The sequence below is a fragment of the Amycolatopsis sp. FBCC-B4732 genome (assembly GCF_023008405.1).
In the GTDB taxonomy this organism is placed as follows: Bacteria; Actinomycetota; Actinomycetes; order Mycobacteriales; family Pseudonocardiaceae; genus Amycolatopsis; species Amycolatopsis pretoriensis_A.
In genome coordinates this window covers 3157035-3170839 of sequence record NZ_CP095376.1, presented here as the reverse complement: position 1 = coordinate 3170839, position 13805 = coordinate 3157035, and the positions used below count along the sequence as shown (strand labels likewise).

Sequence of the window (13805 nt, the reverse complement as noted above, 5' to 3'; positions counted from 1 at the left end):
CCAGAAGGAGTTCCGCCATGGAAGACGTCGTCATCGCCGGAGCCGGGCCCAACGGCCTCATGCTCGCCTGCGAACTCGCCCTCGCCGGGGTTCGCCCCCTGGTGCTGGAACGGCTGCCAGAGCCCACCACCGAGAACCGCGCCAACGGGCTCGTCGGCCAGGTCGTCCGCCTCCTCGACCGCCGCGGCCTGCACGAGCGGCTGGCCGGCCCGCTCGGCCCGCCCCCGCCCGCGTTCGTCTTCGGGGCGATGCGCCTGGACCTCACCCTGACCGACCCCAACCCGCTGAACATCCTCGGCGTGCCGCAACGGCGCGTCGAGGCGATGCTCGGCGAACGCGCCGCCGAACTCGGCGTCGAAATCCGCCGCGGCCACGAACTCACCGGGCTCGGCCAGGACGCCGACGCGGTCACCCTCGACGTCTCCGGTCCCGGTGGCCCGTCGCGGATCAGCGCGCGGTACCTCGTCGGCGCGGACGGCGGCCGCAGCATCACCCGCAAACTCGCCGGCATCGGCTTCCCCGGCGTCACCGAAGACCGCACGTTGTCCCAGACGTCCAACGCCACCGTGCCCGCCGAGTTCGTCGACCCGGCGTCCGGCGGCCTGCGGGTGCCCGGGCACGGCGTCATCCCGCCGTTCTTCCACTACCGCACCGAAACCGGCCTGTTCGTCTACGCGCCGTTCCCGGCCGGCCCGCTCGTCACCACGATGGAGTGGACCGACGAGGAGGAAACGGGCGACGAACCGCCGATGACCCTCGACGCGCAGCGCGCGAGCATCCGCCGCGTCCTCGGGTTCGACCTGCCGATCGGCCCGCCCGAAGGCGACGGCCCGCACCTGCTGCGCCGGCTGCGCGGACGCAACACCCGCCTCGCCGACAAGTTCCGCGAGGGCCGCGTCCTGCTGGTCGGCGACGCGGCGCACGTCCACTCCGCGATCGGCGGCCCTGGCCTCAACCTCGGGCTGCAGGACGCGGTCGGCCTCGGCTGGAAGCTCGCGGCCACCGTGCGCGGCTGGGCCCCGGCCGGGCTGCTCGACACCTACGAGAGCGAACGCCGCCCGGTCGCCGAGCGCGTCGTCATGCACACCCAGGCCCAGGCCGCGCTGATCACGCCCGGGCGCGACGTCACCGCACTGCGCGAGCTGTTCGGCGAGCTGCTGCGGCTGCCGAGCACGGTGCAGCACATCGCGAACCTGATGTCCGGCGCCGACGTCCGGTACGAACCGGCCACCGACCACCCGCTCGACGGCCGCTGGGCCCCGGACCTGGAGCTGGCCGACGGCACCCGGCTCGCCGAACTGACCACGACGGCCCGGCCGCTGCTGCTGGACTTCACCGGCTCGCTCGGCGACGACCTGCGCGGCTGGACCGACCGGGTCGACCTCGTCTCCGGCCGGGCGCCGGGGGAGGTGACGGCGTTGCTCATCCGCCCCGACGGCTACGTCGCCTGGGCGTCCAGCTCACCGGAGCCCGACGACACCGAGCGCAAGGCCCTCCGCACGGCACTGGAACGGTGGTTCGGCGACCCGATTGACATGTAGGAGATCTCCTACGTATGGTCGGTGGCATGACGATCACCCACGTGCAGTTCCTGACCCTGCCGGTCGCCGACCACGCCCGCGCGCGGGACTTCTACGTCGGCAAGCTCGGCTTCGAAGCGTTCGTCGACCGCCGCACGCCCGAGGGCGGCCGGTTCGTGCTGGTCGCGCCGAAGGGGGCGAAGACCGGGGTCGTGCTGACCGACCAGCAGGTCACCGACCTCGACACCGACGTCGCCGCGCTGCGGGCCGCCGGGGTCGAGGTGGCCGAGCCGGAGGAGCGGCCGTGGGGGCGGGCTACGTCGTTCAAGGACCTCGACGGCCGCACCCTCGGCCTGCTCCAGCCGTCGGACTTCGGCACCGTGCCGAACTGATGCCGGTCAACGACGACGTCTTCGCCGCGCTGGCCAGCCCGGCCCGGCGCGAGGTCCTGCGGCTGCTGCTGGACGGGCCGATGGCGGCCGGCTCGATCGCGGAACGGTTCGAGATGGCCCGGCCGAGCCTGTCGGAACACCTCCGGGTGCTCCGGGAGGCCGGCCTGGTCGCCGAGCAGCGGCAGGGCCGCAACCGCGTCTACCGCCTCGACGCGGCGCCGCTGGAGGAAGTCGCGGACTGGCTCACGCCGTACGAACGCTTCTGGCGGAGCAAGCTCACCACCCTGCGAGACCTGCTCGACGAAGAGGACGACCTGTGACCGACGACGATCCGACCGCGATCCACGTCGACCAGTTCCTCGCCCACCCGGCCCGCAAGGTGTGGCGCGCGCTGACCGAGCCGGACCTGCTCGAGCGGTGGATGAACATGCCCAACGACATCAAACCCGTGGTGGGACACCGGTTCCAGCTGCTGGCCGAGCCGGTGCCCGCGGCCGGGTTCGCCGGAGGCCCGGTGGCGTGCGAGGTGCTGGAGGTCGAGCCCGAACGCAAGCTCAGCATCCGCTGGGGTCCGCAGTGGACGGTCACCTGGCGGCTGGTGCCCGAAGGCACCGGCACCCGGCTGTTCCTCAGCCACGAAGGCTTCGACCCGGACGACGAGTTCCAGCGCGTCTCCCGGCGGATCATGGGCGGCGGCTGGCGCTCCCATGTGCCGAAGGCGCTGGCCCGGTTGCTGGACACGCTGCCGGACCCGGCCCGGTTACGATCGGGTGGTGAGCCCCGCGACCGCTGATCCCGCCGCGTCCAAACCGCTGCGCGCCGACGCCCGCCGCAACCGCGCGCGGGTGCTGGAGGCCGCCGAGAGCGTGTTCGCCGCCAAGGGGACCGGGGCGCCCACGGAAGAAGTCGCCCGCGCGGCCGGCGTCGGCATCGGCACGGTGTTCCGGCACTTCCCGACGAAGGAAGCGCTGCTCGAAGCGGTGCTCTTCGCCCGGTTGCGCCGCTTCGTGGACGAGGCCGAAGCCGCCGTCGCGGCGGACTCGGCGGATCCGGGCGGCGCGTTCTTCACCTTCCTGACCAGCTGGATCGAGATGTCGAGCGCGAAGAACGCCTACTTCGAGGCGCTCACGGCGGCCGGGGTCACCGTGCCGGTGTCGAAGTCCGACATCGGTGCCCGCCTGATGGAGTCCCTCGGCGTGCTGCTTTCCCGCGCGCAGGGTGCGGGCGCGGTGCGCGAGGACCTCGTTGTCGGCGAGCTGATCACGGTGATCATCGGGGTCGCGCGCGCTGCCGAGTACGCCGGCCCGGACGCGCGCCTGCGCGACCGGGCCGTGACGATCCTCTTCGATGGCCTCCGCCCGTCAGCGGGGGAGCGGCGCTGAGGCGACCGGCTCGAGCGCCGGGCGCTTCGCGGTGAGCGTGTCCCCGGAGGACTCGCCCCGCAGCCGGCGACGCACCCACGGCAGCGCGTGCTCCTGCGCCCACCGCAGGTTCTCGCTGCGCCGGACAGCGGCGCTCGGCACCTCGCGCGGCCCCAGCTCCGCGGCGGTCAGCGAGTGTTCGGCACCGAGAGCCGCCAGCACCGCGATGGCGACCTCGGTGTGGCCGTGGGCGTTGAGGTGCAGGCGATCCGGGGCCCACCGCCGCCGGTCGCGCAGCTGCCGCATCGCCCACATGTCCACCAGCAGCGCACCGTGCTTCGTCGCGATGGCGCGCACGAACTCGTTGTAGATCGCGACCCGCCCCCGCATCTTGCGGAACAGCGCGTCCTCGACCCCGTCGACCCCGGTGAACAGCACCAGCCGCGCCCCGGTCGCCCGGATCCGCGCGACGGCGGCCTCGTAGTCGACCATCAGCGCGTCGATGTCGACCTTGGGCCGCATGAGATCGTTGCCGCCGGCGTAGAGGGTGACGAGATCGGGCGCCATGGCCAGCGCGGGCTCGAGCTGCTCGCCGAGGATCTGCGGCATCAGCTTCCCCCGGATGGCGAGGTTGGCGTACCGGAACCCGGGCTCCCGCGCGGCGAGCTGTTCGGCGACCCGGTCGGCCCAGCCACGCACACCATTCGGGTAAGCGGGATCGTCGTCACCGACACCTTCGGTGAACGAATCCCCCAGGGCCACTAAGCGCTTGCTCATGTCGTCAGTCTAAGCAAACCCGCCGCGGCCATCGCCGGGCACCCAGCCGGCCCTCGTCAGGCGCTGACCTGCCGCGCCCGGTGGTCGGCCACGTGCACCCGCGTCGCGCACCGGGTCGAGCAGAACCGCCGCCGGCCGTTGCGGGACGTGTCGACGTACGCCACCTCGCACCCTTCGCGGCCGCAGATACCCAGGCGGTCCGGGGCCTCGCACACCAGGTGCGCCAGCCCGCCCGCCGTGTACGCGCGGACCCGGCCGACCGGCCCGGCGTCCTCCGCCGAGTAGTGCAGGTGGGGCGGCTTGCCGTCGTGGCTGGTGATGTACGGGCGGCACGCCGCTTCCGCGAGCAGCGCGTTGACCAGCTCCGGGCGGTCCTCGGGGCGGGCGGCGAACACCGGCCGCAGGTGGTGGGCCCAGTCGGCGATGCGGGTGGCTTCGTCGTCGGTCAGCAACTGGATCGCCATGCCGTTGCCGACCATGCCGTCCAGGAGCTCGCTCGCCGACCCCGCGTTCACCAGGTCCGCGGCCACCAGCGCCGCCGGGCCGCCGTAAGGGTTGAAGTGCACAAAGTCATTACAGCACGATCGGGGGCATGGACGTCAACCGTTGCCCCCGCTGCGGCTGGCCGCTCGCCGAACTGCCGGCGACCGCGGCCCAGCGCGCCTCCCACCGGCTCGACTACGTGCGCTGCGTCTGCGGCAGCTGGCTCGCCCGCCTCGACGGCGAAGTCGTCGGCGCCACCCGGCCGGCCCGGTGACTCAGAGGTCGAGCACGCCCGCGGCGTTGTCGTTCCACTGGTCGACCCGGCGGATGTACTCGTAGAGCGCGCGGCTGCCGCGCACCCAGCGGCCCTGGTCGGCGATGGCGAGGTCGTCCGCGCCGGCCCGGCGCGCCTCGGTCGCGAACCCGGACCGCAGCGAGTGCCCCGTCACCGGGTACGGCAGGCCCGCCCGGACCCCGGCCCGGGTCAGGATCTGGTTGACGCCGGTAGTGCTCAACGCGGGCTCGCCGACGTTGCCGTGCCGGTCCACCCGGCGGAACGCGGGGCCCTCGCTGATCCCGGCGCCGGAGCGCCACGCGTGCCACGCCCGCACCGGGTCCGTTTCCGGGCTTTCGCGGCGCGGCACGACTATGTCGCCGGTGCTCTTGCCGTGCCGCACGGTCACCGCCAGCCCCCGGTCGTCGACCGGCTCGACGTCGGTGACCAGCAGGTTCGCCAGGTCCGAGCAGCGCGCGGCGATCGGGAACCCGATCAGCAGCATCGCCCGGTCGCGGGCGCCGGCGAGGGTGTCCGGGCAGGCGCGCGACATCGCCCGCAGGTCGGCGAGGGTCACCATGGTGGCCTTGCCGCGCCCGCGCTGGACGCCCTCCCGGGCGAGCCGCTGCCGGTACCCCTTCAACGCGCGCCAGGCGGCGCGGCTCGCTTCGGGGTCGACGACGACCTTGTGGTGCCGCAGCCCGGCGAGCGCCCCGGTGAGCCGCCGCTCGATCGTCGACGGCGCCGCCGGCGCGGCCCGCTCGGGCACTTCGGGCACGGCGCGTTCGTCCGGGCGCAGCGTGCGCCCCCGTTCGAGCCACACGACGAACCCGGTCAGCGCCCCGATCGTCGCCGACAGCGGCGGGATCCCGGCCTCGGCGGTGTAGTCCTGCCACACCTGCCAGTCCTGGGCGTAGGCCTTGAGCGTGTTGGGCGGCCGCTGCCCGTCGACGTGGCGGGCAGCGGCTTCGTCGAGCAGCGCGAGCCGGTCCTGCGGGCCGGCGGCGGCGAGGGCGGCGTCGATCACCGGTTCCAGGTCGGGCACGCGCCGAGGTTACGGGATGTCGATCTCCGCGGGCAGGAACCGGTCCAGGGCGTCGGCCACCTCATCGGGGCGTTCGAGCGGCTGGATGTGCGGGGCGCCGGGAACGACTTCCAGCTTCGCGCCGCCGCCGATCCGCGAGGCGACGGCGGCCATGCCGTCGATGGTGATCGACGCGTCGGCCTCACCGGCGAGCGCCAGTGCCGGCGCCGGGAAGCCGCGCAACCGCCGGAAGACGTCGAGACCGCCGTAGCCGCGCCAGATCGATGCCCACGTGACGGGGTCGAACGAAGCGAGGCACTCGCGGGCATAGCGCACGCCTTCGGTGTCCGCTGCGAGCCCCGCCGCGGTGAACCACCGTTCGAGCGTCGGCCCGACCAGTGCGGCCATGCCCTCGGTTTCGGCGATCCGCGCCCGGTCCTCGAACGCCGCCGGGACCGGCCGGTCCGGGGCACCCAGCAAGGTCAGCGAGGCGAAGCGGCCGGGTGCGGCGACGGCGGCGGTCTGCGCGATCGCCCCGCCCAGCGACAACCCGGCGACGTGGGCGATGCCGAGCTCGAGCGCGTCCAGCACCGCGACGAGGTCGGCACCGGTGGCAGCCATGGTGAACGGCAGGGGCGCGCCGGCGGCGGATCCGTGCCCACGCACGTCGTAGGCGAACACCCGCCGGCCGGTGGCGAGCCGGTCGAGCACCGGGTCCCACATCCGGCGGTCCAGGCCGAGCGAATGGACGAGCACCACGGCGGGGCCGCGGGTGCCGCGGGCGGTCACGGTGGTCTCGTGGTCGGACGCACGGATCTGCACACCTTGATCTTGCCGGTCGTGTCCACGGAAAATGCGCCGGACGCTGTCGATCCGGCCGGTCTCCGTTCGTATCAGCGGTGAAGGCACCGAGGAGGACGACGTGAAGCAGTACCTGCTCAGCATCTACCAGCCCGACGGCCCCACCCCGCCCGCGGACGTGCTCGACGGGATCGTCAAGGAGCTCGACGCCCTGAACGCCGATCTCAAGGCGGCCGGAGCGTGGGTGTTCGCCGGGGGCCTGCACCCGCCCTCGACCGCCACCGTGCTGCGGGCCCGGGACGGCGACACCCTCGTCACCGACGGTCCCTACGCCGAGGGCAAGGAGCACCTCGGCGGGTTCACGATCATCACCACGCCCGACCTCGACGCCGCCCTGGTCTGGGGCGGGCGGCTCGCCGACGCGGTGGCACCGCTGCCGGTCGAGGTGCGACCGTTCAGCGGATGAGGGTCGAGGACGTCTACGCCGCCGAGTACGGGCGTGCGGTGTCGGTGCTGGTCCGGGTCTTCGGCGACATCGACGTCGCCGAAGAGGCGGTGCAGGACGCGTTCGCCGAGGCCGTCCGCCGGTGGCCGGCCACCGGGTTCCCGCCGAGCCCGGCGGGCTGGATCATCACCACCGCCCGCAACCGCGCGGTCGACCGCCTGCGCAGGGAGGCCGCGCGGGCGGACAAGTACGCCCAGGCGGCCCTCGTGCACGCCGAAGCCGAGCCCGTGGAGGAGGGCGCTGTGCCCGACGACCGGCTCCGGCTGATCTTCACCTGCTGCCACCCCGCGCTGGCCCGCGCCACCCAGGTCGCGCTGACGCTCCGGCTCCTGGGCGGCCTGAGCACGACGGAGATCGCGGCCGCGTTCCTGGTCCCCGAACCGACGATGGCCCAGCGGATCGTCCGCGCGAAGAACAAGATCCGCGACGCCGGCATCCCGTACCGCGTCCCCCAGGACGCCGACCTGCCCGCGCGGCTGTCCGGGGTGCTGAGCGTGCTGTACCTGATCTTCAACGAGGGCTACGCGGCGAGCACGGGGGAGCACCTGGTCCGCGACGACCTGTGCGAGGAAGCGATCCGGCTCGCCCGCGCCCTGGCCGGGTTGATGCCCGACGAGCCGGAGGTCTGGGGCCTGCTCGCGTTGCTGCTGCTCAGCCACTCACGACGAGCCGCCCGCACCACTCCGGACGGCGACCTGGTGCTCTTGGGCGACCAGGACCGGTCCCGATGGGACACGGCGTTGATCGCCGAGGGCCAGGACATCGTCCGCCGTTGCCTGCGGCGCAACCAGCCCGGCCCGTACCAGATCCAGGCGGCGATCCAGGCCGTCCACAGCGACGCGCCGACCGATTGGACGCAGGTCAAGGCGCTGTACGACCAGCTGCTGGCGGTCACGCCGACGCCGGTGGTGGCGGTGAACCGCGCGGTCGCGGTCGCCGAGGTCGACGGTCCGGCGGCGGGTCTGGCGTTGGTCGAGGCGCTCGATCTGCCGCGCTTCGGGCTGTACCACGCGATCCGGGCGGATCTGCTGGACCGGCTGGGTCGCGCGAGGGAGGCCGCCGAGGCGTACGCGGCGGCGATCGAGCTGACGGGCAATGCCGCCGAGCGGGCGCTTCTGGAGCGCAAACTCGGCGTCTTGGAGCGTCCCGGATAGCCCACCCAGTTTTCGAGGGGCCGGTTCGGCCTCCAGGCGGTTCTGGGTTGGGATATGTGACCTTATCCAAACTCAAACAAGTGTCCAGATATCTTCTGATTTTGAACAGTTGCTTCTAGTTCTAACCAGAAGCTTTGATAGGGTTCTGATCATGACGGAAGACGCTGGTCAGATCCGGGTTTGCGAGTACCGGCGGTGCGGGGCGCCGCTGCCGCCCGCGGTGGGGCGGGGAAGCCGAGCCCGGTTCTGTCAGGACGGGAAGACCTGGGGGCGGCGGAACCTCAACTGCCGGGACGCCGAAGCCGTGCTGGCCGACGCCGAGTCGCTGCGGGAGAGCGACACCGAACTCGACGACACCGCCGTCACCGCCCTCGCCGGGCAGGTCGACCGGGTACTCGAACCCGCTCGCGGGCTCGTGGAGACGCTCACGACGCTGCGCCACCAGCTCGAGGCGACGACCGCCGCCGCCCTCTCCGAACGGGATGCGGCGCTGGCCGAAGCCGACGAACACCGCCTGCAGCGCGGCCGCGCCGAAGCCGCCGCCGCTCAAGACCGGGACGAGGCCGAAGCGGCCGTCGAAGCGGCGGCCGCGGCCGAGAAGGAGAAGACCGCCGCGCTGCGGGAGCGGGACGAGGAGCGGGCGGCCCGGCGCGCCGCCGTGCAGGAGCAGCAGCGGGCCGAGGGGCAGCTGGCCGCGGTCCGGGACGAACTCGCCCGGGTCGCCGATCGTGCCGACGCCTCCGCGGCGCTGGCCGGCGAGCGTGCTGCCGCGATCGCCACGCTGACCGCCGAACTGGCCGCCGCCCGGACCGCCGTCGACGAGGAACGGGGTCGTAGCCAGGTCGCCGAGGCGCGGACCGAGGCAGCCGAAAGCCGCGCGGACGCCGTTCAGGCGCGCCTCGACGCCGTGCGCGAAGACCACGTCAAGACGGTCGCCGCGCAGGAGGAGCGGGCCCGCGTCGACGCCGAACGCCTGCGGGCCGGGTTCGACCAGCGGCTCGCCGAGGCGCAGGCCGCGCACGAGCAGACCGTCCGGTCGATGCACGAGACCACCACGAACCTCGGCGCCGAACTGCGCACGGCGCTGGCCCGGGGCGACGCGGCCGAGCGTGAACTGGCCCGGGTGCTCACTGTTGTGCGAGAGACGCCGGAGCTCCCCGAAACACTTAAGCAGTTACTTGACCAATCGGCCGAGCGAGCCTAACTTAAGTAGATGCTTAACCATGAGGAGTCGCTGGACCTGGTGTTCCGCGCCCTGGGCGACCGGACGCGGCGGGCGCTGGTGGAGCGGCTCGTGCGCGGGCCGGCGTCGGTCAGCGAGCTCGCCGAGCCGCTGACCATGTCGCTGCCCGCGGTGGTGCAGCACCTCCAGGTGCTGGAAACCGCCGGGATCGTGCGGTCGGAGAAGGTCGGCCGCGTGCGCACCTGCCGGATCGAACCGGAGGTGCTGCGCGCCGGCGAGCACTGGCTGGGACGGCAGCGCACCACGTGGGAGGGCAGGCTCGACCGGCTCGGCGGCTTCCTCGCCGGGCCGGAGACCTCGGAAGGGAGCACGTCATGACCGTCAAGCACGCCACCTTCACCCTCGAACGCAGCTACCCCGTACCCCCGGAGCGGGTGTTCGCCGCGTGGGCGGACCCGGCCGCGAAGGCCCGCTGGTTCGTCCCCGCCGGCACCCACACCCTGGACTTCCGGGTCGGCGGCACGGAAACCGTCGGCGCGACCGGGCCGGACGACGCCAAGCTGAGCGTCACCTCGACGTACCACGACATCGTGCCGGACCGGCGGATCGTCTACGCCACGACGCTGAGCGGCGACGAGGTGCTCGCCACGGTCTCGATCACCACGGTCGAGCTCGAAGCCGACGGCGACGGCACCCGGCTGGTCCTGACCGAGCAAGGCACCTTCCTCGACGGCGCCGAGGAGCCGCAGTGGCGCGAGCAGGGCACGGGCGACTGGCTGGACCGCCTCGGCGAGGCGCTGAAGTGACCGCCGCGCTGATCGAAGCCCGGGTCGCGGCGGTGGCGGCGAAGGACGTCGAGGCCCTCGTCGCGCAGTACGCCGAGGACGTCACGCTGTTCGACGCGGTCGGTGCGTTGCGGGACCGGGGGCGCGACGCCGAGCGGGCCCGGCTGGCGCAGTGGTTCGGCGCCTACCGCACGGAAATCGGGATGAAGATCCGGGACCTCGAGGTGGTCACCGGCGGCGATGTCGGGTTCGCGCACTACCTCTACCAGGTCGAGGGCACCATGACCGACGGCACCGAGGTGTCGATGTGGGTGCGCTCCACCGTCGGTTTCCGGCGGGGTGACGACGGCTGGAAGATCGTGCACGAGCACAGTTCGGTGCCGTTCGACGCCGCCACCGGAGCCGCGCTCACGACGCTGGTTCCCGCGTCCGGTACTGCTGCGGGCTGACCCCGAACTCGCGCTTGAAGGCCGTGCTGAGAGCGAACGCGCTGCCGTACCCCACCTGGCGGGCGACCGAGCCGATCGTGGTTTCCCGGTGCTGGCGCAGCAGGTCCGCGGCCAGTGCGAGGCGCCAGCCGGTCAGGTAGGCCATCGGGGTCTCGCCGACCGCCACGGCGAAGCGGCGGGCCAGCGCCGCGCGGGAAATGCCGGTGGCCGAGGCGAGTTCGGCGACCGTCCACGGCTCGGCGGGCTGGTGCTGCAGCAGCCGCAGCGCCTGGCCGACGACCGGGTCGTCGTGGGCGCGGTACCAGGCCGGTGCCGCGGTGTCCGGCCGGTCGAACCAGGCTCGCAGCGCCGCGATCAGCAGCAGGTCGAGCAGCCGGTCGAGGACGGCTTCCTGGCCCGGTACGTCCCGCCCGATCTCCGCGGCGAGCAGCGCCACCAGCGGGGTCGGCCAGTCGGCCGCGCGCAGCACGATCAGGGCGGGCAGTGCCGCCAGGAGCCGTTTGCTCAGCTCGCCTTCCATCGTGTACGTCCCGGTGAGCAGCACGACCGGGCCGTCGGTGCCGTGGCCCCAGGTGCGGACACCGAGGCCGGTGAGCTCGGTGAGGTGCCCGCCGTCGGGGGTGCGGCACTCCTGGCCGGGCAGGATGATCGCCTGCGGCGGGGTACCGGGGTGGTCGGCGACCAGGTACGGGTCGGGGCCGCGGGCGATCGCGACGTCGCCTTCGCCCAGCGAGACCGCTTCGCCGGCGTCGGGCACGATCCACGCTTCGCCGCGGACCACGGCCACGACGGTCAGCGGTGCCCGGTCTTCGATGCGCAGCGCCCACGGCGGGGTCATGACCGAGCGCAGCAGGAACGCGCCGTGGGCGCGGGGGCCGTCGAGGAGGGCGGCGAGCGGGTCCATGATCGTGAGTGTAGACGCTGGAACATGCCATCGAGGCTCTGAACTATGGAGAGTCTCACTGCGGGCCGGTTGACTCACGGCCATGACAACGAACTACTTGGTGGTGGGCGGGACCGGCAAGACCGGGCGCCGCGTCGCGGACCGGCTGCGGGAGCGCGATCTGCCGGTGCGGATCACCTCGCGCCGCGGCGCGCCGCCGTTCGACTGGGGTGACCGCGAGACCTGGAAGCCGGTGCTGGACGGCATCGACGCCGTCTACCTGACCTACTACCCGGACCTCGTGGTGCCGGCGGCGGCCGGTGACATCCACGCGTTCGCCGAGCTGGCCGTGGCCGGCGGCGTGCGGCACCTGGTGCTGCTCTCCGGCCGCGGCGAGGAAGAAGCCGAGGCGTGCGAGCAGATCGTGCGGGACGCCGGTACCGGCTGGACGGTCCTGCGGTGCAGCTGGTTCGCGCAGAACTTCAGCGAGCACTTCCTCCTGGACGCGGTGCGCGGCGGCGAGATCGCGCTGCCGGCGGGCTCGGTGACCGAGCCGTTCGTCGACGTCCGCGACATCGCCGACGTGGCCGTGCGGGTGCTCACCGAGCCCGGGCACACCGGGCGGCGGTACGAGCTGACCGGGCCGCGCCTGCTGAGCTTCGCCGACGCCGCCGCGGATATCTCGGCCGCCTCGGGGCGGGATGTCCGCTATGTTCCGGTTTCCGCGGCGGAGTTCGCCGCGGGCGCGGCCGCCCAGGGGGTGCCGGAGGAGGAAGCCGGTGCGCTGGTCGAGCTGTTCGGCCGGGTGCTCGACGGCCGCAACTCGACGCTGACGACCGACGTCGAGCGGGTGCTGGGCCGCCCGGCGACCGACTTCGCGACCTACGCCGAAGATGCCGCGGCGACCGGGGTCTGGGCCCGGTGAAGGAGAAGGGGAAACCGATGTCCACTGTGGTGCTGGTGGCCGCGCTGGTCGCTGCCGGGCTGATCGCCGGGCTGTTCTACGCCTACGCCTGCTCGGTCCTGCCCGGTTTGGCGCGTGGCGACGACAAGACGTTCGTCGAGGGCATGCGGGGGATCAACGTCGCGATCGTGAACCCGGTGTTCCTGCTGACGTTCCTGGGCGCGCCCGTGCTGGCGGGCGTGGCGGTGTTCCTCGACACCGGTGCGCGGCCGTGGGTGATCGCCGGATTCGTGTTCCTGGTGGCGATGCTGGTGATCACCGGGGTGGTGAACGTCCCGCTCAACAACGCGCTGGACGCCGGCGGTGACGACTACGCGGCGGTGCGGGCGCAGTTCGAGGCGGTGTGGGTGCGCTGGAACGTGGTGCGCGCGGTGGTGAGCACGGCCGGCTTCGGCTGCCTGGTCGCGGCCGTGCTCACCCGGCGCTGATCAGTCCGCGACGCGGAAGAGCAGGTCGGTCACCCACTGCGCGGGGTCCGGCACTTCGAGGGGGTTGCTGCGCAGCACTTCCAGGCGGCAGCCCCACTCTTCGCCGTCGGCCGCTTCCCGGCGGTCCCATTCGATGCCCTCGGCGGCGCCCCACTCCAGGACCGACGCCGTCGCGGCGGCCAGGCCGTCCGGGGCGCCGACGTAGGTGTCGAGGACGTACCGGCCCGCCGGGAGCTCGTCGGGGAAGGCCGGGTCGTCCACCTCGACGTCGCCATCGACGGGCACGCCGGCTTCCACGGTGAACCGCATCCCCTGGTGCAGTACGCGGTAGCGGAAGAACGGCGCTCCCGCCAAGGTGACCCCGCGGGCGGCGAGGCCGCCGATCAGCGGCGGCAGCCGGTCGGCGATGCGCGGGAACTCCGGGATGGCGACGGTGGCGCGCTCGGCGACGTAGCGCTGGGCCGGGCGCTGGACGATCGTGGGCATCAGGCGAAGTCCGCCGGTCCGAGCATCGGGCGGACCTCGATGCTGCCGTAGGTGGCGGCCGGGTGCTTGGCCGCGATTTCGAGGGCTTCGTCGAGGTCGTCGCACTCGATGACGACGAAGCCGCCGATCTGTTCCTTGGCCTCGGCGAACGGCCCGTCGGTGAGCAGGACTTCGCCGTCGCGGACCCGGATGGTCGTGGCTTCCGACGGCGGGCGCAGGCCACCGCCGCCGTGGATCTTGCCGCGGCGTTCGAGGTCCTCACCCCAGCCGCCGCAGCCGTCGTCCTGGTGCTCCTCGGCGCTCTCGTCGCCGGCGATCATCAGCAGGTACCGCATG

Annotated in this window: 21 protein-coding genes; 14 read left to right on the top strand and 7 right to left on the bottom strand. The window is 73.2% G+C overall.

The window, feature by feature from the left end; translation table 11 throughout:
- Nucleotides 1-17: 17 nt before the first annotated feature.
- Genes MUY14_RS13655 through MUY14_RS13635 form a run of 5 tightly spaced genes read left to right on the top strand, consistent with a single transcriptional unit; the run spans nucleotide 18 to nucleotide 3294 of the window.
- Nucleotides 18-1541 (top strand): FAD-dependent monooxygenase, encoded by a 1524-nt coding sequence (locus MUY14_RS13655; protein ID WP_247023361.1) that lies wholly within the window; start codon nucleotides 18-20, stop codon nucleotides 1539-1541.
- 26 nt (nucleotides 1542-1567) lie between these two features.
- Entirely contained in the window at nucleotides 1568-1912 is a 345-nt protein-coding gene (locus MUY14_RS13650) for a VOC family protein (protein WP_247023360.1), read from the top strand.
- A complete protein-coding gene (locus MUY14_RS13645) occupies nucleotides 1912-2232 on the top strand; it encodes a metalloregulator ArsR/SmtB family transcription factor (RefSeq protein ID WP_247023359.1) in 321 nt (106 codons plus the stop codon). The genes MUY14_RS13650 and MUY14_RS13645 overlap by 1 nt, the downstream gene beginning before the upstream one ends.
- Nucleotides 2229-2705, top strand: a complete 477-nt coding sequence (locus MUY14_RS13640; protein ID WP_247023358.1) for an SRPBCC domain-containing protein — start codon at nucleotides 2229-2231, stop codon at nucleotides 2703-2705. The genes MUY14_RS13645 and MUY14_RS13640 overlap by 4 nt, the downstream gene beginning before the upstream one ends.
- Nucleotides 2686-3294, top strand: a complete 609-nt coding sequence (locus MUY14_RS13635; protein WP_247023357.1) for a TetR/AcrR family transcriptional regulator — start codon at nucleotides 2686-2688, stop codon at nucleotides 3292-3294. Before MUY14_RS13640 ends, MUY14_RS13635 begins: the two co-directional genes overlap by 20 nt.
- Here the strand turns inward: MUY14_RS13635 and MUY14_RS13630 are convergent.
- On the bottom strand, nucleotides 3274-4050 hold the full coding sequence (locus MUY14_RS13630) for an SGNH/GDSL hydrolase family protein (protein WP_247023356.1): 777 nt from the start codon (nucleotides 4048-4050) through the stop codon (nucleotides 3274-3276). The two genes, MUY14_RS13635 and MUY14_RS13630, sit on opposite strands and share 21 nt — an antisense overlap.
- Before the next feature lie 56 nt (nucleotides 4051-4106).
- On the bottom strand, nucleotides 4107-4616 hold the full coding sequence (locus tag MUY14_RS13625) for a CGNR zinc finger domain-containing protein (RefSeq protein WP_247023355.1): 510 nt from the start codon (nucleotides 4614-4616) through the stop codon (nucleotides 4107-4109).
- Between the two features lie 26 nt (nucleotides 4617-4642).
- On the opposite strand from MUY14_RS13625, the gene MUY14_RS13620 reads away from it, so the two are divergent.
- Complete coding sequence (locus MUY14_RS13620) at nucleotides 4643-4807, top strand: hypothetical protein (protein WP_166640695.1); 165 nt, start codon at nucleotides 4643-4645, stop codon at nucleotides 4805-4807.
- Between the two features lies 1 nt (nucleotide 4808).
- Here MUY14_RS13620 and MUY14_RS13615 read toward each other — a convergent pair whose 3' ends face one another.
- Nucleotides 4809-5852, bottom strand: coding sequence for a site-specific integrase (locus MUY14_RS13615; protein ID WP_247023354.1), 1044 nt, complete (start codon nucleotides 5850-5852; stop codon nucleotides 4809-4811).
- Nucleotides 5853-5861: 9 nt separating this feature from the next.
- Nucleotides 5862-6653, bottom strand: coding sequence for an alpha/beta fold hydrolase (locus tag MUY14_RS13610; protein WP_247023353.1), 792 nt, complete (start codon nucleotides 6651-6653; stop codon nucleotides 5862-5864).
- A 100-nt stretch (nucleotides 6654-6753) separates the two neighbouring features.
- Between MUY14_RS13610 and MUY14_RS13605 the strand changes: the two genes are divergently transcribed.
- The 6 genes from MUY14_RS13605 to MUY14_RS13580 all read left to right on the top strand — a co-directional run bounded on the left by MUY14_RS13605 (nucleotide 6754) and on the right by MUY14_RS13580 (nucleotide 10708).
- Nucleotides 6754-7098 carry a YciI family protein gene (locus MUY14_RS13605; protein ID WP_247023352.1) on the top strand — a complete coding sequence of 115 codons (345 nt, stop codon included), beginning with the start codon at nucleotides 6754-6756 and terminating at the stop codon, nucleotides 7096-7098.
- Nucleotides 7095-8291, top strand: a complete 1197-nt coding sequence (locus tag MUY14_RS13600) for an RNA polymerase sigma factor (RefSeq protein WP_247023351.1) — start codon at nucleotides 7095-7097, stop codon at nucleotides 8289-8291. The genes MUY14_RS13605 and MUY14_RS13600 overlap by 4 nt, the downstream gene beginning before the upstream one ends.
- Nucleotides 8292-8442: 151 nt before the next feature.
- Nucleotides 8443-9495 (top strand): hypothetical protein, encoded by a 1053-nt coding sequence (locus MUY14_RS13595; protein ID WP_247023350.1) that lies wholly within the window; start codon nucleotides 8443-8445, stop codon nucleotides 9493-9495.
- 9 nt (nucleotides 9496-9504) lie between these two features.
- On the top strand, nucleotides 9505-9852 hold the full coding sequence (locus tag MUY14_RS13590) for a helix-turn-helix transcriptional regulator (RefSeq protein WP_247023349.1): 348 nt from the start codon (nucleotides 9505-9507) through the stop codon (nucleotides 9850-9852).
- The gene (locus MUY14_RS13585; protein WP_247023348.1) at nucleotides 9849-10280 is read left to right on the top strand and encodes an SRPBCC domain-containing protein; all 432 of its coding nucleotides are present in this window, start codon (nucleotides 9849-9851) and stop codon (nucleotides 10278-10280) included. The genes MUY14_RS13590 and MUY14_RS13585 overlap by 4 nt, the downstream gene beginning before the upstream one ends.
- The gene (locus tag MUY14_RS13580; protein ID WP_247023347.1) at nucleotides 10277-10708 is read left to right on the top strand and encodes a nuclear transport factor 2 family protein; all 432 of its coding nucleotides are present in this window, start codon (nucleotides 10277-10279) and stop codon (nucleotides 10706-10708) included. The genes MUY14_RS13585 and MUY14_RS13580 overlap by 4 nt, the downstream gene beginning before the upstream one ends.
- On the opposite strand, the gene MUY14_RS13575 is transcribed toward MUY14_RS13580, so the two are convergent.
- On the bottom strand, nucleotides 10668-11612 hold the full coding sequence (locus MUY14_RS13575) for an AraC family transcriptional regulator (protein ID WP_247023346.1): 945 nt from the start codon (nucleotides 11610-11612) through the stop codon (nucleotides 10668-10670). The genes MUY14_RS13580 and MUY14_RS13575 overlap by 41 nt on opposite strands.
- Before the next feature lie 82 nt (nucleotides 11613-11694).
- Between MUY14_RS13575 and MUY14_RS13570 the strand changes: the two genes are divergently transcribed.
- Nucleotides 11695-12516: an NmrA family transcriptional regulator gene (locus MUY14_RS13570; protein WP_247023345.1), complete on the top strand. Its 822-nt coding sequence runs from the start codon at nucleotides 11695-11697 to the stop codon at nucleotides 12514-12516.
- Nucleotides 12517-12533: 17 nt separating this feature from the next.
- Complete coding sequence (locus tag MUY14_RS13565) at nucleotides 12534-12983, top strand: DUF1772 domain-containing protein (RefSeq protein WP_247023344.1); 450 nt, start codon at nucleotides 12534-12536, stop codon at nucleotides 12981-12983.
- On the opposite strand, the gene MUY14_RS13560 is transcribed toward MUY14_RS13565, so the two are convergent.
- A complete protein-coding gene (locus MUY14_RS13560; RefSeq protein ID WP_247023343.1) occupies nucleotides 12984-13469 on the bottom strand; it encodes a GyrI-like domain-containing protein in 486 nt (161 codons plus the stop codon). It abuts the gene before it with no gap.
- On the bottom strand, nucleotides 13469-13804 hold the full coding sequence (locus tag MUY14_RS13555) for a YciI family protein (protein WP_247023342.1): 336 nt from the start codon (nucleotides 13802-13804) through the stop codon (nucleotides 13469-13471). The genes MUY14_RS13560 and MUY14_RS13555 overlap by 1 nt, the downstream gene beginning before the upstream one ends.
- Nucleotide 13805 lies beyond the last annotated feature (1 nt).